At 48.7% G+C, this 23,077-nt stretch carries 22 protein-coding genes; 10 read left to right on the forward strand and 12 right to left on the reverse strand.

What is annotated here, in order from left to right:
• Positions 1–280 precede the first annotated feature (280 nt).
• The 3 genes from BS29_RS09250 (at position 281) to BS29_RS09260 (ending at position 3,437) form a co-directional block, all read left to right on the forward strand.
• Positions 281–1,636, forward strand: coding sequence for an oligosaccharide flippase family protein (locus BS29_RS09250; protein WP_229953380.1), 1,356 nt, complete (start codon positions 281–283; stop codon positions 1,634–1,636).
• Positions 1,629–2,666, forward strand: a complete 1,038-nt coding sequence (locus tag BS29_RS09255; RefSeq protein WP_229953381.1) for a glycosyltransferase — start codon at positions 1,629–1,631, stop codon at positions 2,664–2,666. The genes BS29_RS09250 and BS29_RS09255 overlap by 8 nt, the downstream gene beginning before the upstream one ends.
• A 126-nt stretch (positions 2,667–2,792) precedes the next feature.
• Positions 2,793–3,437 carry a glycosyltransferase family 25 protein gene (locus tag BS29_RS09260; protein ID WP_229953382.1) on the forward strand — a complete coding sequence of 215 codons (645 nt, stop codon included), beginning with the start codon at positions 2,793–2,795 and terminating at the stop codon, positions 3,435–3,437.
• Positions 3,438–3,463: 26 nt separating this feature from the next.
• On the opposite strand, the gene BS29_RS09265 is transcribed toward BS29_RS09260, so the two are convergent.
• Positions 3,464–4,258, reverse strand: coding sequence for a hypothetical protein (locus BS29_RS09265; RefSeq protein ID WP_229953383.1), 795 nt, complete (start codon positions 4,256–4,258; stop codon positions 3,464–3,466).
• Between the two features lie 203 nt (positions 4,259–4,461).
• On the opposite strand from BS29_RS09265, the gene BS29_RS09270 reads away from it, so the two are divergent.
• Positions 4,462–5,148: a class I SAM-dependent methyltransferase gene (locus BS29_RS09270; protein ID WP_229953384.1), complete on the forward strand. Its 687-nt coding sequence runs from the start codon at positions 4,462–4,464 to the stop codon at positions 5,146–5,148.
• Between the two features lie 39 nt (positions 5,149–5,187).
• Here the strand turns inward: BS29_RS09270 and BS29_RS09275 are convergent, their stop codons facing one another.
• Genes BS29_RS09275 through BS29_RS09290 form a run of 4 tightly spaced genes read right to left on the reverse strand, consistent with a single transcriptional unit; the run spans position 5,188 to position 9,310 of the window.
• Complete coding sequence (locus tag BS29_RS09275; RefSeq protein WP_229953385.1) at positions 5,188–5,982, reverse strand: CpsD/CapB family tyrosine-protein kinase; 795 nt, start codon at positions 5,980–5,982, stop codon at positions 5,188–5,190.
• A 35-nt stretch (positions 5,983–6,017) separates the two neighbouring features.
• Positions 6,018–7,472 carry a GumC family protein gene (locus BS29_RS09280; protein WP_229953386.1) on the reverse strand — a complete coding sequence of 485 codons (1,455 nt, stop codon included), beginning with the start codon at positions 7,470–7,472 and terminating at the stop codon, positions 6,018–6,020.
• Entirely contained in the window at positions 7,469–8,668 is a 1,200-nt protein-coding gene (locus BS29_RS09285) for a hypothetical protein (protein ID WP_229953387.1), read from the reverse strand. Before BS29_RS09285 ends, BS29_RS09280 begins: the two co-directional genes overlap by 4 nt.
• A 27-nt stretch (positions 8,669–8,695) precedes the next feature.
• On the reverse strand, positions 8,696–9,310 hold the full coding sequence (locus BS29_RS09290; RefSeq protein ID WP_229953388.1) for a polysaccharide biosynthesis/export family protein: 615 nt from the start codon (positions 9,308–9,310) through the stop codon (positions 8,696–8,698).
• Positions 9,311–9,478: 168 nt separating this feature from the next.
• Here BS29_RS09290 and BS29_RS09295 point away from each other — a divergent pair, with 168 nt between their 5' ends.
• Together BS29_RS09295 and BS29_RS09300 are read left to right on the forward strand one after the other, a co-directional pair.
• Positions 9,479–11,065: a tetratricopeptide repeat protein gene (locus BS29_RS09295; protein WP_229953389.1), complete on the forward strand. Its 1,587-nt coding sequence runs from the start codon at positions 9,479–9,481 to the stop codon at positions 11,063–11,065.
• A complete protein-coding gene (locus BS29_RS09300) occupies positions 11,065–11,871 on the forward strand; it encodes a WecB/TagA/CpsF family glycosyltransferase (RefSeq protein WP_229953390.1) in 807 nt (268 codons plus the stop codon). The genes BS29_RS09295 and BS29_RS09300 overlap by 1 nt, the downstream gene beginning before the upstream one ends.
• On the opposite strand, the gene BS29_RS09305 is transcribed toward BS29_RS09300, so the two are convergent.
• Both BS29_RS09305 and BS29_RS09310 read right to left on the reverse strand, forming a co-directional pair.
• Positions 11,868–13,100, reverse strand: a complete 1,233-nt coding sequence (locus BS29_RS09305) for a glycosyltransferase family 2 protein (protein ID WP_229953391.1) — start codon at positions 13,098–13,100, stop codon at positions 11,868–11,870. The two genes, BS29_RS09300 and BS29_RS09305, sit on opposite strands and share 4 nt — an antisense overlap.
• Positions 13,097–14,293, reverse strand: coding sequence for a DUF1996 domain-containing protein (locus tag BS29_RS09310; protein WP_229953392.1), 1,197 nt, complete (start codon positions 14,291–14,293; stop codon positions 13,097–13,099). Before BS29_RS09310 ends, BS29_RS09305 begins: the two co-directional genes overlap by 4 nt.
• Before the next feature lie 59 nt (positions 14,294–14,352).
• Here BS29_RS09310 and BS29_RS09315 point away from each other — a divergent pair, with 59 nt between their 5' ends.
• Entirely contained in the window at positions 14,353–15,471 is a 1,119-nt protein-coding gene (locus tag BS29_RS09315) for a UDP-glucuronic acid decarboxylase family protein (RefSeq protein WP_229953393.1), read from the forward strand.
• Here BS29_RS09315 and BS29_RS09320 read toward each other — a convergent pair.
• Positions 15,462–16,553, reverse strand: a complete 1,092-nt coding sequence (locus tag BS29_RS09320; protein ID WP_229953394.1) for a glycosyltransferase family 4 protein — start codon at positions 16,551–16,553, stop codon at positions 15,462–15,464. The genes BS29_RS09315 and BS29_RS09320 overlap by 10 nt on opposite strands.
• Positions 16,554–16,616: 63 nt before the next feature.
• Entirely contained in the window at positions 16,617–17,153 is a 537-nt protein-coding gene (locus BS29_RS09325) for a hypothetical protein (RefSeq protein ID WP_229953395.1), read from the reverse strand.
• 55 nt (positions 17,154–17,208) lie between these two features.
• On the opposite strand from BS29_RS09325, the gene BS29_RS09330 reads away from it, so the two are divergent.
• The gene (locus BS29_RS09330; protein ID WP_229953396.1) at positions 17,209–18,600 is read left to right on the forward strand and encodes a hypothetical protein; all 1,392 of its coding nucleotides are present in this window, start codon (positions 17,209–17,211) and stop codon (positions 18,598–18,600) included.
• Here the strand turns inward: BS29_RS09330 and BS29_RS09335 are convergent.
• Positions 18,590–19,534 (reverse strand): SurA N-terminal domain-containing protein, encoded by a 945-nt coding sequence (locus BS29_RS09335; protein WP_229953397.1) that lies wholly within the window; start codon positions 19,532–19,534, stop codon positions 18,590–18,592. The genes BS29_RS09330 and BS29_RS09335 overlap by 11 nt on opposite strands.
• Positions 19,535–19,593: 59 nt before the next feature.
• Between BS29_RS09335 and BS29_RS09340 the strand changes: the two genes are divergently transcribed.
• Positions 19,594–19,848: an XrtV sorting system accessory protein gene (locus BS29_RS09340; RefSeq protein ID WP_229953398.1), complete on the forward strand. Its 255-nt coding sequence runs from the start codon at positions 19,594–19,596 to the stop codon at positions 19,846–19,848.
• 28 nt (positions 19,849–19,876) lie between these two features.
• Here the strand turns inward: BS29_RS09340 and epsI are convergent, their stop codons facing one another.
• A complete protein-coding gene (gene epsI, locus BS29_RS09345) occupies positions 19,877–20,614 on the reverse strand; it encodes an exosortase-associated protein EpsI, V-type (protein WP_229953399.1) in 738 nt (245 codons plus the stop codon).
• Positions 20,611–21,396: an exosortase V gene (gene xrtV / locus BS29_RS09350; protein ID WP_229953400.1), complete on the reverse strand. Its 786-nt coding sequence runs from the start codon at positions 21,394–21,396 to the stop codon at positions 20,611–20,613. The genes epsI and xrtV overlap by 4 nt, the downstream gene beginning before the upstream one ends.
• A 507-nt stretch (positions 21,397–21,903) precedes the next feature.
• Between xrtV and BS29_RS09355 the strand changes: the two genes are divergently transcribed.
• Entirely contained in the window at positions 21,904–22,971 is a 1,068-nt protein-coding gene (locus tag BS29_RS09355; RefSeq protein ID WP_229953401.1) for a cell wall hydrolase, read from the forward strand.
• Positions 22,972–23,077: the final 106 nt, after the last annotated feature.

Genomic DNA, 23,077 nt, shown 5'->3' on the forward strand with positions numbered 1-23,077 from the left:
AATATTGAAACCACCAATGAATGATCAGGCGGCTATAGAATATTCCCCCGAAAATCCATGGGACATTTATCACTATTCGGCGCTCAATATCAAAAACTCTTTAACTGATGCGACTATCTATACAGGGTTCAAGCCAGCGGGTTTTTCCTTGGTAACCATAAATTGGCGTTATGATGGCATTGCACCATGCTGGGAAACGATCAATTTTTGTGATGTATCCTGCATCAACTTGCGATAGGGCACAAAACATGGTCGGGCGGACGAGAGCAAAGGGATAATAATGGTTTCTCGTCAGATGTTATCCCAAATCACTTGGGTTGCCGGTTCCTATGGCGTTTCTCAAGGATTGCGGCTTTTTACCAATATTGTTCTGGCACGGCTTTTGGCGCCTCAGCTTTTCGGCGTCATGCTCATCGTCAATACGCTCCGCACCGGGATAGAATTGCTATCTGACGTCGGCATTGGACAGAATATCGTCAGCAATCGCAAAGGCGATCAACCTGATTTCTACAATACGGCCTGGACCATTCAGATCATCCGCGGGTTGCTGCTTTTTGCGATCGCCTTACTGCTCGCACAGCCAATTGCAGAATTTTATGACAGCAAGCAACTGGTAGAGATCATTCCCATTATATCGGTTGTTTTTCTACTCACCGGATTTCAATCGCCTTCACGCTTCATTTTGCAAAAGCATCAAGAAGTGAGGAAAATTGCGCTATTTGATGTATTTATTGCAGCGGTTTCTGCGGTGGTCCACATCGCATTGGCCCTTTATTCTCCGACCATCTGGGCGCTGGTATTCGGTCTGATCATAGCGACGTCGATTTCAACAACATCCAGCTTTTTCCTGATTGATTTTCGCGTCCACCGGATCAAGATATCCCATGAACATGTCCGGGCGATTATATCCTTTGGTAAGTGGGTATTTGCCTCTTCCGTCGTCTTTTTCTTGGCGATGAATTTCGATCGGCTCTATTTTGCCAAAGAAATTCCGTTCGCGATTTTGGGCATTTACGGCATTGCGCGGACCTTCTCTGACATGATCGGCATGTTGGTACAGCGTGTTGGCGCAATGTTGATTTTCCCTAAAGTTGCAGCATTTGCCAAAGATCGCTCCGAACTCCGGCCGGCGGTATCAGGCTTGCGACTGAAAGCCTTGCTAGTCACAGCTTGCGGGCTCTCCATCGTCGTGGCGTTGTCGGACCTCGTCATTCTGGTATTTTATGATGATCGCTACATTGCAGCGGCATTCATGCTGCCGATCTTGATGGCAGGCGCATGGTTTTCCATTCTCTCAACGATGGGAGAGTCCTTCATGCTGGGAATCGGAAAGTCGGTTCACAGTGCACAGGCTAATTTGGCAAAATTGCTGTGGCTGGTCATCGCGGTTCCTTTGGCGCTGGTATATTCCGGCTTTGTTGCAGCCCTTTGCGTTATCGCGATTGCCGATCTGTTCCGCTATATTTCATTGTCCTTTTCGCAATGGAAAGAAGGCCTCTCATTTCTGAAACAAGATGTTGCTTTACTTGGCCTTTTTGCGGTTCTCGTTATGATGTGGCGCTATCTGTTCATGCAATTGGGATTGGTCGCCGATTTTGCAACCTGGATCGAATATGGGAGCATCATCAATGGCTGATCACAAAGCTCAAGCCAGCAAAGACAAGATGGATGCTGTTTCATCCACAGTGCGTGGCCGCGTTGGGATTGTGGCCATTGGGCGCAATGAGGGGAATCGCTTGATCCAATGTCTCGACTCTCTCGCACCGTTGGGGTTGCCTATTGTCTATGTTGATTCCGCATCGACCGATGGCAGCCCGGCAGCCGCGAAAGCACGGAGCGCAGATGTTCTCGATCTGGACCTGACAATAGCGTTTACCGCCGCACGGGCACGGAATGAAGGTTTTGACAGATTGCTCTCGATTGCGCCTGATATTGAATATGTGCAATTTGTTGATGGGGATTGTGAAATCGAGGACGGCTGGATCGCAGCGGCCGTTGATTTTCTTGACCAACATTCTGATGCTGCCGTCGTTTGTGGTCGCCGGAAAGAGCGTTATCCCGAGGCTTCCTTCTACAACAGGATCTGCGATCAAGAATGGAATACCGATATTGGCCAGAGCAATGCATGCGGAGGCGATGCCTTGATGCGGGTCAGCGCTCTTACCGCCGTCGGCGGCTATAATAGTGGCATAATAGCAGGCGAAGAGCCAGAAATGTGTAGTCGCATGCGAAGTAATGGCCTGAAGATATGGCGCATTGATCAACCTATGACGATCCACGACGCAGATATGCACCATTTCCGGCAATGGTGGCTACGCGCCGTGAGAAGCGGTTTCGGCTATGCTCAAGTCTGGTGGACAACGCGGCAAGTGGGCACCGCGCTCTATGGTCGAGAGCTGGCGCGAGCGATATTTTGGGCCGTGGTGCTGCCACTGCTTTTTCTTGCAGGAGCGGTCTTTTTCCATCCGCTTTTATTGCTGTTGCTGCCGGGAGTATATTTGCTTCAGATTGCGCGCATGGCAGTCAAGCAAGGTGCTGGCGATGGGTTTTCGTGGAAGATCGCAACACTTAATATTGTCGGGAAATTTGGAGAAAGCCTGGGCATATTCCGTTTCATAGCGCGTATGGTAAAGGGTCAACAAGGCGGTGCAATCTTTTATAAATAAACAATAAACAGTCTCGAGATATCTGTAATATCACATTGTAGCGGCAAAATTGCGGTATCTTCTTTACCGCCATCATTTTCAGATGCGATAGACTATCAACTTCACATCCCCACAGGGACAGCAATCATGATTTTCGACCAGTTTGACAGCATTCGCATCATCAACCTTCCTTATCGTACGGATCGCCGTGCCGAGATGGAGGGCGAATTGGCGCGATTGGGTCTGCTCGATGATCCGCGTGTGGCTTTCTTCAATGCCTTTCAGTTTGAAGATGCCGGGACATTCAGCTCGCCAGGCGCTCGCGGTGTTTTTCAAAGCCATCTGGCGATACTGGAAGAGGCGGCGACCAACGGGCATCGTGTATTGATTCTCGAAGATGATTGCGATTTCATTCCCGGTGCGAAAGACTATGTCCCGCCACAAGCCTGGTCGATCTTCTATGGCGGCTATGAAGCAAGTAACCCTGACAATCTGCTCGAGAGCGACATTATTGGCGCGCATATGATGGGATTTGCGCCAGAAACAGCGATGCATCTCGCAGACTATCTTAAAAACCTGGAATATGAAGGTATGCACCCGCCCATTGACGGGGCCTATATCTGGTACCGCCGTGCCCATCCGGATATTGCCACACTATTTGCAGAACCGGCCCTGGGCAATCAGCGGCCATCACGAACTGACATTGCTGAACTGCGCTTTTTCGACAAAATCCCAATAGTGCGCGATTTTGTGGGCGTTGCCCGCAAGTTAAAACGGGCTCTTAACAGATAGTTGTAATGGATTAGTGGGCCGCCTATTCAGTAGGATGTATCGACATCATGCTTTTTGCAGGCAAGATCGATATAAGAGCCCGGGGCAGGGGGCTTATCAAACAAGCCCACTAATCGGCTGTGCCACATATGGACGGCAACGGTATCATCCTCCAGCATGGCTTCGACGACTTCTGCCGGCTCATATAAGTCCCGCGCATCCTTCCATCGAACCGGATAAAAGACGCTTGGCGGCTTGGCATAGGCCTCGAGTTTGTTCTTTTTGATGACATGAGTGACCAGGCCAGAGGAATAAGTACCCCATGGCATTTCGTCCAAACCGATTGGGCCTTTGGTTAGTCTTTGCCAGTAAAATGCCAATGATCGTTTTGGACCGAACCAAGGCGGGCGTGTATTAGGCTGCGGTATTGAGATGAGGTCAGATACCATTGCCGAGCCCTCGGGCGCCAAAAGGACGGCATTATTGACCCAACCTTCATATTCCCAGCAGAACACATGATCGGAGTCGAAATCCAATGGCTTCAGAAAATAGAAGTCCATATCGACCCAATAGCCCAATCCCTTGGCCAGCAGCTCATAGCGCCAGAAATTTGCGCCCAATGCTACCGAACCCGTATCTGCATAGGTCAATAATCTGTCACGGGGCATGACCTCAGCCGCATCCCGCAGTTCGATGCCATCCGGTACACCTTCAAGCTTGTCAGGTTCATAAGACCAGAGGGTAAAATCATGTCCCACAGCCAAAGCAGATTGAAGACACAGACGCTCAAGATAGCTCAGTTTATTGCCGACCCAAAGAGAGTTGAGTTGTTCCAATGCCAATATGTTACTCCACCAAAAACCAACTGCGACCGCGTTTTCCTATACATTGTGTGGACAATGTGTCGATGCGCTTTTTCCGTTAAAATCCAACATGATCGCCGCTCCTGATCAAAAATAGTCGCTTTTCCGATAATGCGCAGTGATTGGGTTAACAGAACGGTAAATCATTTTTATTAAATACCGATCTAAGGTTATTCTCCATTATGTCAAAATATCCACAAATTGTGAATGACGCGCGCGCACTCTGGCGAGCCATAAGACTGCGAGGCTTTTCCTCGTCCAGCGATATCACTATTCCTGATCAGCCAGCATTTGATCCCGAATTTGACGCACTATTTCGCGAAGAAATACAAAAATCAGAATTTTATCTTGAATTTGGATCCGGTGCCTCAACCGTTTTAGCGGCCAAAGCGGGGGTAGAGACAATTTGCGTCGAAAGTGATCAAAACTATGCTGATGCAGTTCGCAGAAAAGTTGGAACAGGCGCCCCTGTTACCATCATCCACAGTGATATCGGACTAACCGAAGAATGGGGCTATCCTGTTTTTACGCGGCCATCGGAAACACGGCACAAGCGCTGGAGAAATTACACAGAAAAGGCGTTTGCCAAGATTGGGCAATCAAATAGATTTCCGGACATGATATTGGTCGATGGTCGTTTCCGCATCGCATGCGCCATGGCTTCAGCACATCATGCGCAGAAGGCGAAAGCCAGCTGCACGCTCTATATCGATGACTATGTTGGAAGACCCCATTATCTGGTTGTAGAAGACTATCTGGGATCGCCAGAGATCATCGGCAGAACCGCTTGTTTTTCATTGGTTCCTGGACAATTGAAACAAGAAATCACTCATGACCTGGTCCACGAATTCCATAAAGATTTTCGCTGATCCAGTCTGTATGAACTCAATCAGCTTCTGACCGATGGATCAGTCGGAATAATATTTGCTATATTCCGAGTTGCCATAACCATAGCCATAAGGATCAATCAGACCGCCAACATAGCGGTTGAGAACCGTTCCAAGGCACGGCGTAGGCTTCAACAGAGAAACCGTGTTGTTCATCTGTTTTTTGGTTGTGATCCCTTGCTCGATAATCAGCATATAGGCATCAAGATGCTGGGCGATCATGATGGTATCGTCATTCGCAAATGCAGGCGGTAAATCACATATTACAATCACATCATCAGGAAGGCTCTTTATCGCAGCCATCAACGCTTCAAACCGCTTCCCAGCCAATAGTTCCGCAGAATTGGTTTTGACACGATAGCACGGGAAAATCGCCAAGTTACTATCACCAATGCGGCGACCGACAGATTGCAGGTCATCTGTTTCGCCAGCAAGATATTCGCCAAGGCCAACTTTGCCTTCTATACCCAAGGCCTCAGCCAGTGATCCGCGTCGCAGATCAAAATCAAACAGATATATTTGCTTCTCAGATAAACGCGACAGTGCCGCAGCCAGATTCATCGACAAAAAAGACTTGCCGGCTGCCGGCGTCGCGGACGTCATACCGAAAAGTTTCCATCTGTTCGCATCAAGCGTCTTCACCACTTGCGAGCGCAACAGGTTGAAAGGCCGTGAACGGATGTCATTGCCGTCAAAACCAACAATATGGTTGGTTTCCAGCGTCGCTTCATCGGGCACTAATGCTTCCAGCTGTGATGGGTTGGGGATCACAACTGAGCCTGAAAAATCAGATGGTTTGTCGTTGCTACTAAGCACTGGGCATTGTCCAAAATATGAGAAATTAGGGTCGCTTAAAACTCTTCGGCATGAGCCTCACGGCGCCGAAAAGGCCATAAGCTAAATCCAGATTTTTCTTCGTTTATCTCTTTGATCGTAGGAACGACAACCATAGGCGCTGCCCCCATGGCATTGGATATCGTTTTCGGATCGCGAATAGGTTGCAAAAACAGTTCGGTTCCAAACACGAGCAAGAAACCAAGCGCAAATCCGGCTCCTAAACCACCACCAGTGAGCAAAAGCCAATCTGGTGAAGATGGCTTGTCTGGAATAACCGGAGGATCAATTACAGACAGTCGCTCGCCCATCTGCTCGTTTTCAGCCTTCACACCGGCCTGTGCCGCCAATAACCGGGTCGAAACACCTTGATACTGCTCGTTCAAGCCGTTTAGCCTTTGCTGCAACTGTTCGATTTGCTGCAAGATAAGAGGGGCCCGCGATTGGGCATTTAATGACGCGGACATCCGCGCATTTTCTTGAGCTTTTGCTGACCGCAAGGTCGCAATTTGCGTGTTGTTGAAAGCAATTTGCTGATTAATCGTATCAACCGGCAGCTTTGACAGATTTTGATCAGCAAGCGCTTTCGCTTCTGCCAGTCTTTGCTGGGCAAGGATAACGTCTGGATGATTATCGGAATAGATCGCCCGAGCGCCAGCCAGCTGTTGTTCTGCAGCGGCTACCACGGGATCGCGGTTAGACGACTTTAACGCATCGTCCCGCTGTGAAATAAGCTGAGAATTTTCGCGCTGTAATGCGGCTATTTGAACATCATAGCCTCCACCGCCACCACCGAACATCACGCCACTATTTCCAAGCACATTACCATTCTGTGCTTTAATCGTGGCAATTTGCCCTTCAATGGTTCGAATTTGAGTTTCCAACCCGGCAGCCTGATCAATTAAAAATTCTTCTGTGCTGCTCGCCTGCTCTGAACTAACGGTGGAATCCAGTTGCAAAATCTGTTCGGTCAAGTCTTGGGCAACACTTTGTGCTTTTACCGGGTCAGAATATTCGTAACCCAATGCAAATGCGATGGTCGCACTCTGACCGCTCCGCACACGTTGCACGTCAGCTGTCATCGGTGCGATTTCAACTGAGTCTCTCATATTTTCAACTATTTCAGACAACGGATCACTGCCGCGTTCTGATTTGTAAAGCTCGTACTTGTTGATAAGCTCGATCAATCCGGGACGACTGAGCACTTGTTGCCTGATGCGGGCAATACGACGGTCAACTATCTCGCTGGCACCATCACCGGCGACATCATCGGGCAGCTGCGAAGACTGCACCAGCAAAATGGCTTGCGACCGATAAACCGTCGGAAGTAGAAAATAAGATGCGATACCAGCTACAGCGCAGAGCAAAAACGGAATGATAAAGAGCCATTTCCGCTGCCAAATGATGACAGGTATCTGAGACAGGAAATTACCGCCTTCAGATTCTTGTTCATCAAGATCTTCTATGTTCATCGATTATTACCAAAAGTTAGACGTATACCGATACTCACCTGAGCATTCGCCTTACGGCTTATAGCGTCTTGATAAGAGTCGGAATAGCCAAAGGATACGAATCCGGTGAACCGCTCTTGGAATTTGTGATTATAGGTCACCGATGTGCGAAGATAATCGAAATCATCTGATATACCGGATACCGAATTGGATGATCTGGAATAGCTTCCGTTCAAACTGATATTGTCATCACGGTTCAGCTTATGACTATAGCCAATGTTGAACGATGTCTGCGACCGGACGCCATCGAACGAAGTTGGCAGTGTTTGGCGGCTGGCCCCAAAGCATAGTTGGTTATTTTCTTTGTCCCGGCAAATATCAAAAGATCCGGAAAAATCGGTACTTTTTGTGCTGCCAACCAGGTTTTTGGACCGTGCGAAGGAAACACCAGCAGATGCAGAAATGGTGAAATCTTCTGAAATTTGATGTGTTATATTTAGTGCAGGGCTGATGATTGACGAATCTCCGGTACGCTGCCCCAAATAATTGATTTGGTTGAAGCCCGCAGAAGCACCGATCGACGTGCGGTCAGACAAAATCCGTGAATAGCCAATGCTCTGGTTGAACGAGTTAAACTCGTCCTGCACTGCGGAATCGGCAAAACGGATTGCGGTTGCACCGGCATCAACACTGATACTGTCCAGCGCGGAAAAGCTGTGAGAAAGACCCACACCCGCCTGGAAGCTATGCCGCCGTTGGTTCAAACCATTTAGAGCAATATCATCGGCTATCGGCGGTAGAAAATTATCATCAATTACATCAGGTGGGTTGAAGAAATCATCATTTACCCCGACGATGCTGCCCCGATAACCCAAACGCCCTCGAATTTCGGTCCGTTCGGAAAGGCCATGCTCGACGCTACCATTCACGCCGAAACTATTATTTGCCCGAAAATCTCGTTCATATTCCTCAATCCGGGCAAAGCCGCGGAGATTAAAAGTTGTCGCAGCCTCCGTAATCCTGAGCCGAGGAGCAACACTGATTGAACCACTGGCTGTTGATTCAACCGGACCGCTCTCCAGATATGGATTGGTGGAAGCCCCAACGCCAACCGCAACATCTGTGACAAATTCGGTTTCTGCCATGGCCGGTGCGGCGCAAAGGATGGTTCCGACCACAAGACTCAACGAACTTGTGTAGTAAATTGATTTATGCACGATTATTCCCCCCAGCGGATATTTCGTTTATGGTACGATGACCGTATCGCCTGTTTGAATAGTTGGAATGGCGCGTCTGGAAACGGCCTTCGCAGCACCGCTGCGCTTAAACAAGCCGCCCAAGCTTGCGCGAATAGTTGTTAAGCCGTTCGGCGTTTTACGGACGATGGAAATGCCATCAAGATCGGCAAATTGGCTAGGGCCACCAGCCAAACTCAACGCTTCCAGCAGATTTACGTAACGTCCTGGCGTGAAGCTGCCCGGAGAGTTAACGCGGCCCATCACAGAAAATTGCAAGCCAGATGGCGTGCTCACCGAAACGGTAACTTGCGGCACCTGCCCACGATATTGGTTTTCTAGGCCTTTGCTAACTACGGCTTCAATCTCATAGGGTAGTTTGCCGGCTGCTTCTATTCTGCCGACCAGCGGAAAAGAAAAGGTACCATCTGGCAAAACCCGGATCTGTCGTTGAAGGCGCTCTTCACCCCAAACATAGACTTCAATATCGTCCCCCGCGTTAATTCGGTAAGCCGCCTGATTTGAAGTCGCAGCAACCGCACCATTTGTATCGGGTGCAGCGGTTTGCGCGTTGGCCGAAACCGCAAAGATCGCGAAAATCACGGCCATTAACATTTTCTTCATTGGTACAACTCATCCATCATTTCTACTTCACAGCCGGGTGCTATATAGCTTAAAGCCTTGGCTTGCCACTGGAAAAGACAGGAAATCCTTATGAAAGGCCGGTCTTAACCATGTATTTTGTTGGTTTATCACACCAATTGCCTCTGTGAACTGTGACATTTAATTATCATGAAAAGAAACATGTTATCGTTAACGCTGCCGATTCGAAGAATTCCGACCTGGATTTTGGTTGGTTTTTTGTCAATCGGGCTGAACGGATGTGATTCTGCTTCTGAAAATGCCGCGCAAGCAGGGTTGGAAGCTCAACAATTATTCGATCAGAAAAACTATTACGGGGCTCGCAAAGCCATTTCAGAAGCACTTGCCGCGCGGGATGACGATCCCAAACTTCACTTATTGAAGGGAAGAATTGAATTGGCTTCGGGGCGGCCAACGGATGCATATTTGGCATATTCTGATGCATTATCGTTGGAAGCAACCAATGCTGAAGCACTCCAGGCAGTGTCGCAATTGGGATTGCGGACGGGTCACCTAAGAGAAGCAGAACGGGCGGCAGATACTATGCTTTCCTTTTCTCCTGAATTACCAGAAGCATTGTTAACGAAAGGGTTGGTTGCACTGGTTCGGCGTAAACACAAAGACGCTTTGGGTTATGCTAACAGAATACTAGCAGTTCGGCCCGGTGATGAAGCTGGGACGATTTTAAAGGCGAGAACCTTAGCGCTGACCAATAGAACCGATGAAGCCCTGGAACTCATTCAAAGCTCTACTGAAGACCAGAATTACACTGAGGGCGCCGATATGACACTGATCGAGTTATATCGTGTGACCAGCAATCTGCCCGAAATGAAGGCTACTTTCGAAAGACTGATGGAGCGCAGACCAGATGATATTCACATGCAAATTGACTATGCGAATACGCTCTACAAATCGGGAGAACCATTGGAAGCGCGCAAGTTAATTGAACCGATGTTGCGTAAAAAACTGACTGACAACAGGGCATTAGTGAAGATTACGAACTTATGGCTCGAATATGATCCAAACCCTTTGACCGAAAATATGTTTTCCTTTCTGTCGAAAGAAGGTTCTCTGGAATCTCGGATCGCTATTGGCCGGTATCTTCTGGCACGCGGAAAAGCAACGGAAGCTAACCGGATATTGCAATCGGTTTCCCGGCAAATTTCTCTTGAAGCCAGCGCGCTTTATGCTCGCACGCTTTATGAGATGGGAGAAACTGCTGAGGCTAACAGATTTGCATCCATCATATTGGATGAAGATGAAACAAATGCGGATGCGTTACTGATCCGAGTGAAGCAATCAATCGCAGACAAAAACTATGCGAAAGCCATAAATGACGCGCAGATAATTGTGAGAGACAATCCAAAACTACGCGCTGGCTATTTGAGCCTGATTGATGTCTACACTGCAAAAAATGACAAAAATGGTGCGAAACGCGTGTTTGTTGACGCTGCAAAGCAACTCCCACAGGATCTGATTCTGTTCGAAAAATATACCGATTTTCTGCTGGATAACGATGATAAGGTCCGAGCAACCATAGTTGCGCGTACATTTGCCCGGGACACAACTGCCTCTGTCAAAGCATGGCAATTATATGAAAAAACTTGTGAAGAAGCAGACTTGGAAAGCTGCAGACAGCAAGCCAATTTGGGGGCGAAAGCTGCTAATATAATCTATGCCATAGACGTACCGCCAGGCACACCGCCGACCCGCGGGCTATTTGGACGGCTTAACTAATGTCAGAAACGGCAGCTCCGATACCCGATATGGACCAGCCAAGGCAGGCAGATAACACTATCTCGTTTCTGGGGATCGATATTGCTCCTCTGAATCTGCAGCAAGCCCTTGATACCGTTGACAATATGGCCAGAGCTGACCAGTTTTCCTATATCGTGACACCCAATGTCGATCACTTTGTAAATTTGTACCCTGAAATACCAGATGCCCGAAATACGGCCTTTCGCGAAGCCTATGAAGCCGCATCTTTGACATTATGCGACAGTCGGGTCGTGCGCGCCTTGGCCCGCTTTGCCGGCATTGACCTGACCGTCGTTCCAGGCAGTGACCTAACGGCATCCCTATTCCAAAACAGGTTAGGGCAGGGGGATCGTGTGGCAATTATCGGGGGCGATGCAAACCTGCTGCGCGATTTATCACGCCTTTACCCAGCTCCAACCTATACGCAGCATATTCCCCCTATGGGCATTCTCACAAAACCCAATGCAATGGTCGATATCGTCGATTTCGTTGCCGATGCAAAAGCGCATTATATCCTCTTCGCCATCGGTGCGCCGCAGAGTGAAATCATCGCCCATCAATGCCAGAAATCCGGTAAAGCTACAGGCGTTGGCTTGTGCATAGGTGCTTCGCTGGAATTTATAACATCGGTTAAAAAGCGTGCGCCTGTATGGATGCAGAAGGCCGGGTTGGAATGGTCATTCAGGCTCTTTAGCGAGCCGTCTCGCTTGTGGCGCCGTTATCTTGTCGAAGGCCCAAGAATCTTCAAAATTTTTCTGGAGCATAACAAGTCTGGCAAGCCTTAGTCGTCCTTGTTTTCAGGAACAGCGGCTTCACCGGAACGTCTTGTTCTAATCCACCGCGTTTCGCTGCCTCGCATGAAGTTCAAATAAACCGGGATTTTCCAAAGGATATAGAGCGGAATTCTCATCAACGCTCCAAAAGTCAAAACCCGGCGTCCCTCCATCAGCCATATTATAACGGTCATCAAAATGGCCAAACTGAACATGCCCAACAGCAAAAGGAAGGGCAGAGGTGTAGCCCCCAGATACGTGGCACCTGCAAGTAACAGGAGCATGAAGATGCCCGTCGCCATCAAAAGTGCCAAGAGCGGAACTAACAAATGCAGCCCTAGAAAAAATTCTGGCCGTGATATCCTGCGCAGCCCAGAGATAACCAAGGGTATGGCATCGCGCTTGGCTGTCGTCAGAAAACCATGCTCCCACCGTGTTCGTTGAACCAATGTGTCTTCCTCAGCTGCCGCTTCACTTGAGACGCTTGCAGATTCAAGGAAAAGAGGTGTCCGGCCTTGCTGGGTAACGGTAATGCCAAGGGCGAGATCTTCGGCGAGGTGGCTGTTAGCAAGCGGTACCGTAGCAAAAACAGACCATGGAAAAGCCATGCCAGTACCCGTCAAAAGAGCAGCACCGCCGAGCCTTGTCATCCCGCGCTGCCTCACGAGATTTTTCACGAGCATGGCGAAATTAGATATCTGCACGACCGGAGGCGCGTCGGGGGCACTGTGAATGAGATTGGTTGCCTGGACAGGCACGGCTTTGGCTAAAGCAACTGATGCCAGTTTGGCCGCGCTATTTTTACCCAGCGCGCAGTCCGCATCCATCACAATGACACAATCTGGCGGATCAGCGGCCAATATGTCGCGACCAAAGTCAAGAGCATGGCCTTTGCCACGGCGCGTTTCGTCCTCACGCTCGGCAACTTTCGCTCCAGCCCTTCGCGCAAGTTCAGCTGTAGCATCGCTACAATTGTCAGCCACAACCAAAATTTCTGCATTGCTTGGGATGTTATCGCTAAGCGTTTCGATGGTCTCGGTAATAATCGATGCTTCGTTATGCGCCGGGATCAAAATAGCAATGTTCAACTTTTCTGATTGGGCAGCCATTTGGGCCTCATCCTGATCATTTCTGCGAAACAGACCAAAAGTCAGCTCAACAACAAAAATAGCGAAGAGAAGGATGAAGGGAACCGCCAGGAGCCATGACGCCAGGGAAAGACCGTTTTCCAGATCGATCATATTTTTCCACCGGTTGCTTGCACGTCGCTAACCTTCGTTTCATGTCCATGGTGGTGCAAACCCGGGTCAGGTGGCGGATCGAATATCCTTTTCTGTCCCTGATTGTTATACCCGTTCCTTGGCTTCATTTGTCTGCCATCCCCCAACTCGCCGCCGGAACAGTTCAGCAACTTGTCTATGCAATTGGCAACCCAAAGCGCCAAAGCCTCATCATCCCAAGCGCCAAACCAATCGGTGTGGAATGTTGACCCCGGCTTTGCAGGTTTCATTCCCGGCATATAATCGGATGACAAATGCCAGCTTGGATTTTCTGGATCCCAGACACCAGAACGATCGAGGGTTTCATCAACATCATACCAAGCCCCCAAGGTGAAAGTTGGCATCCGGTAAGGATGCGTCTTTGGGCATCTGGCCTTACCATCACGACCATATTTGCGATATGCCACATGTGATCGATGATCATCGCTATAGAGGTTGCGGCCATCCCAACAATCTGGCGCGCTGATCAATGCGCCTATTTTGGTACCTACGGGGCAATATTGGGCAGCAGTAACGATATCGGGATAGGTGCCTGACTTCGCGCCAGGACCATCGCAATTAAAATATCCTTTGCCGGTTTTCTCACCAGATTCATTCAACATATCATGACCGAATATGAATCGAAGTCCGCGTGGAATACTGATGCAGATATTCTCTGGTTTTTTGCCGCGCGTCAGGCAATCGGGTGACGATGACGGGATACGTTTGTAATAGATGGTGACATATCGCGGTTTCACGACCTGGCCTCGACCATTCATCATTGCCGGCATCCAATAGGCAGACCGATTCAGACGATTATTGCAAGTACTGTCGCCGGTTTTGCGAAGGCTTTCATAGGTCGAATGTGCATCGGCTTCGGTATTTCCGAAAAACTGATGCAAATGGGATTTACCCGGCTCGCCGGGATAAACAATCGGATCATCATAGCTGAGCTGCCCTGGGCTACACAGAAAACGAAAAGCGCCAACAACATCTGGCGCAGCACTTTTTGGAATTTTCCCGCTCCCCCAGCCCGGAACATATTCGACCTGGGTATCAAAATTGCTCGGAATAGCAGGTAACTCGACACTGGCAGCTTTTGGAGCTGTGTCAGCCAGGGCAGGGCCGATGCTAAATAATGTACCGAAAGCCAGAACGGTTCGAAACAGATTCATGATCGAATATTTGCTGTTCACGACTGTATGTTTCCCATGCGCAAGGACGTAACAAATCCATGATCCTGCGTCACGATGATTATGCATCGCTGCAAATCGATAATTTCCAATTGTTTCAACGGCTACAGATTAAATATATCATCACTATTGCGAGCTATGGCAGCCGTCTGTATCGACATCACACTGATTTCACCGGAGATATTGGCATGAGCCGAAATTACTTTTTACAAAAACGGGTATTGGTCACCGGTGGCTGTGGGTTTCTCGGCTCACATCTTATTGACCGGTTGATTGAGCAAGGTCACGAAGTCCTTTGCGTTGATAATCTTTTCACCGGATCGAAGAATAATATCGCGCATTTGCTGCAACATCCTCGCTTTGAATTCATGCGGCATGACATCTGTTTGCCGCTATTTGTTGAAGTGGACGAGATTTACAATCTCGCCTGCCCGGCGTCGCCAATCCATTATCAACATGATCCCGTGCAGACCACCAAGGTTTCCGTTCATGGCGCGATCAATATGTTGGGCCTTGCCAAGCGCCTGAAATGCAAAATTTTGCAGGCATCCACTAGCGAAGTCTATGGTGACCCCGTCGTGCATCCACAGACGGAGGATTATTGGGGCAACGTCAATCCGATCGGCATCCGTTCATGCTATGATGAAGGCAAACGTTGCGCCGAAACGCTGTTTTTCGACTATCATCGACAGCATGATATCGAGATCAAAGTCGCTCGGATATTCAACACATATGGTCCGAGGATGCATCCGTCCGACGGCCGGGTTGTGTCCAATTTCATCATGCAGGCCATTAAAGGCGAAGACATTACCATCTTCGGAAACGGAAGCCAGACTCGGAGCTTCTGTTACGTCGACAATCTCGTCGATGGGTTGATGAAACTCATGAACAGTCGCGATGGATTCACCGGCCCAGTCAATATCGGTAATCCGAATGAGTTTTCGATAAGAGAACTAGCGGAATTGGTGGTCGAAATGACGAATTCTGGTTCGAAGATCATCGATTTGCCATTGCCACAAGATGATCCGAAACAGCGTCAACCCAATATAGACCTTGCGAAAAAGGAGTTGGGTTGGGAACCTGCGATAGAATTGAAAGAGGGCTTGGAAAAAACCATAGCCTATTTCGAAAATCTCGACACTATTCCCGCTCAGGCCTGATTTTCCATTAATCTGGTGAGATAATCGCGATATTGCTGGGCAATATTGGTCCAAGCAAAACTCAATGCGCGTTCCGATACTTTGGCTGGGGCGGCTGCTCTTGCCGCCAAGGCTTCCGTCAATGCTGTAGTCACAGCAGTCAGATTTTCAGTATCAACCAAAAACTCCTCATCGCCGACAATCCATCGCAAACGCGGCGTATCATGGCCGACAATGGGCAGACCGCAGGCCATGGCTTCCGGAAACACATTCCCAAACGATTCGAGCAAAGACATGTGCAAAAACACATCGGCCGACTGGTAAAGCGTCGGCATTTGATCGGGTGTAACAGTGAGTTGTGTGAACCGCCCCGGCAATAATTCGTTTGCCAGCGCTTTTACTTCGTCGCGCATCGGTCCGTCACCGGCTACCACAAGGTGGGCATCCTCCATCGGTGCAACCGCCCGGATCCCATCCTGCACCCGTTTTGTTGGAATAAGAGCGCTTACCATCAGAATAATCTTGCGATCCTCCGGAAAACCCAGCGCCGCTCTGTCGCCTGGGCCTAGCTTGAAACGCTCGATGGAAATTCCGTTGGGAATGAGCGCGCAGTTCCAACGTTCCTTGTTAGTCTCAAAATAGTCTGGATTGGTACAAACCAGGCCATCACAATCGAAAAATCGATATTCGGCATCATTGGAAACTGCTGGCCATTCACCATTTTGCGTGATGAACAAGTTCAACGGTTTTTTCCCGCCCAAAACTGGACGACGGAGTGCCATGTTGGTGAAGGGAAAGGAGCAAGTCAGCACCGCATCAAAATCAGCTGGCCGGTATCGGAGAGCAAGGTTGGCAGCGAATGTCGCTTCTTCATAAACTGTTTCGCTGCGGAAAAGAGGAATGAAAGGAAATTTTTCAAAATTCTCGCGGCGGATTGAGCCTGCATGAATGAATTTATAAGGATCGTCAGGTCGCGCTTGTCCTGAGCCAATGACTGTCACATCATCGCCCGTTTTCGCTAATTCTTTAGCAACAGATAGCAGAGCAATTTCTGCACCGCGTTCATATTTGTGGAAGCCCGGCAACGCGAACAATAATCTCATGAGCCAAATCCCTGATCGTTCAGGATGCGTTACCGCAACAACTGGCGAAATCAAACGCGTTAATCATCTTTGTGCTTCTTCCAGATCGGAAAGAACCACAACGTCACGCAGAGCAGTCGTAATCACAGCAATTGCCAGTATTGCCCACATCCAAGCAATGGCCATTATCCCTGAAAACTCCCGATAGAGCAGAGCATCCACCTCATGAAATGAAATAATCTCGATCATAAGCAGAAGAACCAAAATTGCTGTTGCGACTATTGGAACTGCGTGGTTTCGCGTTCGCAAGCGGCCGTCATTTTTTGAGATTCGGTAGGCTTGTAAGCAACCAAGTAAGACCAATATTAATATCCCTATCAAAGCCCATTGCATCACTGCTCGGTCGTCGTAAAGGTTCATCGACTGCATGACGTCATTGACCTTCATTCGAACGCCGTGTCGCCAACCCACAAACATTTCCGGCACAAACAAAAGATATATTGCGGAGAGAGAATACCAAAATCGCGAGTTCGTAACGCGGCCAGCAAACAAACAACTCAAAAAAGCAGCGCTGAAGGCAAAAATTCCCAGAGCCTGGGTAGGATTATCGAATAGAGACATTCAGGCTTTATAGCCTATAGAAAGTGCAAGGATAAAACAGGGTGAAACCGAACAGATGAGTGCAGTATCGATCGCATATATTGTATTTATCCTTTTGGGGTTGCTTAGTTTTGCTTTCCTTGCGCCACAAAGGGCTGTCGCAACCGTCTATCTCTCGGGCCTGATATTTCTGCCGGTTTCCTTTTACTCAATGATACCGGCAGAACCAGCAGATGCAGCGGCGCTACCTTCCTACCTCATAATGACTTTGGCTTTGCCGGCGAACGAGCTTGTTAACAAGGCTGTGATTGCAGCAATAACGGCCTTGATCGGCGCTTTGCTGTTCGATCATCGAAGATTCTTGCATTTTCGCCCTTCAATAATTGATCTGCCTATGGCCGGATGGTGTCTTTGGCCAACTGTCCAATCACTTTTCATTGTTACTGAACCCGTCGGCTGGCTGTCGAGCATCTATTTGTTCGTCCTATGGGGCGTACCGTGGCTACTCGGGCGCATATATTTTAGCGAACGGGCAGGGCGGTTGGCCCTTGCCGACATCATAGTGGGTCTCACTTTGTCGCTCCTGCCAATCGCCATCATTGAAGGAGCATCCGGGCAACGGGTTTATGAATGGATATTTGGCGTGCACCCTTTTGCGGATGTCGGTGCTGAGAGATATCTGGGATATCGACCGCTAGCCATGTTTGAGGATGGTAACCAGTATGGGTTGTGGGTTTGTTGTGCGGCGCTATTGGCAATATGGCGCGTTAAAACAGTGCCTTCCAATGACGAGAAAAAGTGGCGGATGGTGGCTGCAGTCACGCTGTGCACTTTGGCAGTAGCGGCTCAATCCATAGGTGCGTTACTGTTGATGGGAGCAGGTATAGCCATCCTACAGTCGGACCGACTGTTGCGCTATTCTAGCAAAATGGCCGTTCCGGCACTGATCCTAATAGGCATAGGACTAGCCGTTTACGGAAGTGGCATCATTCCACTGAGGTCAATCGCCAAGGAAACGGCGGTCGGGCAGCTTGCCATGGACGCATTACGCGCAACCGGTCGCAGTTCCTTCGCCTGGCGGATATCCCAGGACCAACAGACGTTGCCCCAGATACAAGAATATATTCTGGTGGGATCGGGCCAATGGAATTGGTGGCTGGAGCTTGGCAAGCGTCCCTGGGGCTTATTGTTGTTACTCGTCGGTCAATTTGGATTGATTGGTATCTTCTTAGCTCTGTGTTCGCCGATTGCCGCAATGTTGGCTCAGCTACGCAACACGCAATTTAATCAGGAAATTGAGGCGGAACACAATCAACCAAAGAGCCGGCAATCATCAACGCTCGCCTTCTCCATAATTGTGATCATCACACTCACTGACGGATTGTTAAACGCGTTTATCTTTCTTCCGGTGACAATGTTCGCCGGAAGCCTGGTTCTTAATCAACGTTTTCAAGTATCTAGCCGGTAGGAGCTTCCACAGCCTTCTTAATAACATCAGGCGTATCAGCAGCTTCGCTCTTTTCCGCAGGTGGAGCAAAACCAGTCTGATAGGTAATCTCTGCCTTTGCTTTGGCTTCCGTCAAACGCTGTTTCATGATCTTTGCCATCTCTTCATTGCGAATGGCTTTCACTGCAATTGGCCCGGCTTTTTCAGCATCATAGGGCACTTTCTGCTGCCCCTTAATCACGCTGGCCGTCACCGTTGCGCCAGTAGGAATGACAAATGGCTCACCAGGATCCAAGGCAACAATTTGTGCCATCATAGCGGGGGGCACCTGCACCGAATCCATCTGGGCGGATTTGCGCGCAAATTTGATCCCCATCTTGGTCAGAATCCCTCCAACATCTTCCAGCGTTTTAGCGACTTCAAGTTGCTTCAGCTCAGCGAGATCGGCTGGGGCGGGGAAAATAAGCTGATCGACAGCATAAATGGTACGATTTGCAAAGGTAAATGGATTAGCCTCTGTATAACGATCAATTGCGGCCTGATCCGGTACTTTGATTGTTGTTCCAGCCTTATCTGCATACATACGAACCAGTAATGCCTCACTCAGTTGGCGTTGGCGAATGAGATATGCTGGATCTTGATCAATCCCGCTTTCTTTCGCCGCTTGCGCCAAAAGTCGCCGATCAACAATCTGTTGCAGTGCCGATTGTTTTAGAACGTCTTTGTCCGCGCCTTCCGGGATGTTTGCTTCACCCAAAGCAGCATTGATTTCCTGTAGCGTAACCTCTTCGCCATTCACTATGGCTGCCACTTGACCTTCAGCTGTCTTTTCGCAACCTGAAAGAAACAATGCTCCGGCCGTGACGGCTAAAAGCGTGCTTTTTTTGACAGAAACAGTGTTTACCATGGTTACTTCTCCTGAAGTTTTGTCCAGTAAAAAGACAAAACGAATCATTGGCTTGTTTGGCGACCCATAAAAATATACAGCAACTTGCATAGCAACGGAGACTTGAGTTGGAAACCATTTACGATTGGCTGACAGTCGCAATTTTTGGGGGGTTGATTGTATTGTTTCTCGATCGTTCGGTTGAGGATGATCCACCGGACCATCTCTGGCAATATCTTGTCGCTTCTGTTGGCTGCGCGGGTGCCAATTATCTTGGCAACGAAGGATATCAATTTGCTGCTGTCGCCGTAATCGCGACGGTTATCACCTTCATCATGATGGTGTTGAAGCCGTTTGATAAGTTCAACAAACCCAAAGAATAAGTTTCCCAAAAACAAGTAGCAAACTGGACTAAGCGTTGGCCTTTATCCCGCTCAGTAACGCTCTGCCTTGTTTGTTCATGGTGCGATTCAATTCGGCAGCAAATTTTGTCAGATGCGGCATGGCATCATCAACCGTGGGAGCAATCATTGAGGCACGGACCAAAACGCCATCGGGTATCACGCCTTTCAAATTAGCCTTTACAACCGCCAATCGTTGCTGTGCCCACGTTAAGGGAAACTCATTTCCAACACGCGTCCAATAGAGCACATGCTCTGTTCGATCACGGCCCGTGGCAGTAAAAACATTGGCCGGAATGCTTCCACCCAAACCGTTTTCGATGGCTATCGGACGCGTCGGTGTTAGCTCATAACCACCTGCGGGATAACATATTTCCGGACGATGCACTTGCAGCACGCCATCTTGTGTGTTGCTATAGGCCGTTAGAAACATGATGGCTGGATCTTCGGAGGCCGAATAAACCCTGGTGACGAGATTGTCATAGAGACGATCGGACAGTGCATCTGGTGGGGGAAGGACGACACCGCTTGATGTCTCAAATTTCCAAGACCCAATGCTCTTCGGTATCAGCTTTTCAAAATCGTCCTTCTTAATGACGGGAAAAACCACTTGCGGTGTCCGTGCATAAGCCAGTCCCGCAGCCAAACAAAAGGCTCCGCCCAATATCAAATGCCTCCGGTTCACTAGAGGTGAATTCAAGACGCCTTCGTCCTGATTTTCATCATTTGTTGAAGCGTCAACAGTCATGCCGCTACTCCCTTATTCTGGAACCGGCGCCAAATGGGCTCGAGGACACTGTCGATAGCGAAGATCGTCAGAACAGCGATCATAAACATAGTGATCCCAGCGAAATTGTGCATGAACCCTTGGGCCGCCGCTTCACCAGAATGATAAGTTAACAAGATCAATATCAATACCCTGATGAAATTCGCAATTATTGCCACCGGAATAATCATGGTACTTAAAAGTACCGCGTAACGCCAATCTGCCTGATGTCGAACGTAGATGTAAAACAGAGAGATTGCCGATAACGAGACGAGAGAGTTAAGCCCTGAGCAAGCGGCTGCGACAAGCAGTTGATATTGCCCAATTTGAATCATCACACCAGCCCCGCCAATCGGATATCCCAGCGCATGAAGAAATCCGATGGCCGCCTGAGAAATCAAAATTTTCAACGGCTGCGTGATAAGCGCGATAAGGGTGTCCGGCGGCGGAAAAACGAACAACATGTAGAATAGCGGAAACCACATTAGCTTCATGGCCTTCATACCAACCAGGCTATACAGCGCGATCAGCACCAAGCTATACATGAGGTATCCCTCAATCTCCACAATCTGGGTAACTCGCGCAAACAAGAAAAGCGGCAAACATATTGTTGCGAGCAGAACGACAGGCAATGTCGGTGCAGGTTCCATATCAGGCTTCGCAACCAACCACCGGCGGCGCAGCAGCCACAAACCGGTGAACAGAACAATTGGCCCATGAGCTCCGGTTTCCTGTGACCAACTTTCTTGGGATACAAACATCATTGTGGGCACAATGATCGCCACAAGTCCTATCGCCAGCAAGATACTGGATAGATTCATTGAAGGTAGGGAAAAATTCGCTGCTCTACTGGTCATACTATTCTATCTCTGCCGCAATTGCCGGAGCAACATCAAAATGATATCCGACAACCTTGCATCTTTATGTACAGCCCGGTTCTTAGCAACGCATGTCATAACAACTTTTGAGCCATGGGGAAGGGCTTATACTTTCTTGTGAATGATGGCCGTATCATATTCAATCACCTCTTGCCAGAAATACGAATGCCTGAAATCGGTTTGTCGGCATCTGTACTAATTCGATACATTTTCAGTCAATTTTGTTTATTTGCTGACCTGTTCACAGCGGTGATATGATTATATAAGAATTTACGATTTTCTTCACAAAAAATGACTGCATCAAGCTTGTTTTGATGTTAACCGAGTGTATTGGGTCGCTTCAAGTTTATGGTAAAGGTTAGCCGCGATTCATATCGCCAATAGTAAGAACCAATGAATTTATCCGAAGCAGATAAAAACCCTCGAAAACGGGAGAAATATGCCCTGACTTGGCGGGGGCGCTTCAGGACATGGATATTGTTCGTCGTTCTTTTCTGTCTAATACCGCTGACTGGTCTTCTGCTATCAGGAACATCACTGTTCGAGCGAGACGAAATTTCGGCGAAAAACAGTGTTTCTGTCGATCTTGGTCCACCGAACGGAAATGCGGTATCTCAATTGCCTGGATTGCCGACCACAGTCCCGGACATATCTGACGAGTTAAATCTGGAACTCAGCGCAGAAGATGCAGTGAAACTCAATAATGCTGTGCCAGATTCAAAAGAGAAAATTATACCGGCACGCCCGTTTGTTGTTCCAGCAACCGTCAGTTCGCAGTTATCCCGGAATACCGCTATTAACTGTCTTACATCGGCCATCTACTATGAAGCAGCAAGTGAGGCCGAGCGCGGTCAACGCGCCGTCGCACAAGTTGTTTTAAACCGTGTACGTCATCCCGCTTATCCCAACAATATCTGCGGCGTAGTATTTCAGGGATCAGAGCGTTCAACCGGTTGTCAATTTACGTTTACCTGTGATGGGTCACTTGCACGAACACCTGTTCCTTCCATCTGGAATAGAGCGCAAAAATATGCAGCCGAAGCGATCGCTGGTACAGTCGAAGAAAGCGTCGGCACAGCGACGCACTACCATACAGTCTGGATTGTTCCCTATTGGGCAAAAAGTCTCGATAAAGTTAAAACTGTTGGCTCACATATTTTCTATCGTTGGTCTGGCTATTGGGGCAAACGTCAGGCGTTTTCTCAGCGCTATGCTGGCGAAGATCTCGCGGATATCAATGGCACAGAAGGAGTAATTGATGACGTGATGGATTTTGCAGACAATGAACCTTCGTCCGAAGAGACGCCCGACTTGATACCAGAAATTGACCCTATTCTAACCCCAAAATTTGAAGCTGGCCCAAGCACTATCGCGCCGCCAAACGAGACGATTATTGCTGCGGACGGCAATGACAGCTCACTCGCTGCTGACGAAAACAGAGGAACTTTGATTTTAGAATAGGTAAAACAAATAGGAAAAACAAAAGGCCAGCTATCCGCCTTTTTCGTTTTGCAGGGTTGGCTCCTTGTTGGGACGATTGTTTCAACTTCTGTAAAAACTCTCAAAA

Source organism: Parasphingorhabdus litoris DSM 22379 (assembly GCF_020906275.1).
GTDB lineage: Bacteria > Pseudomonadota > Alphaproteobacteria > Sphingomonadales > Sphingomonadaceae > Parasphingorhabdus > Parasphingorhabdus litoris.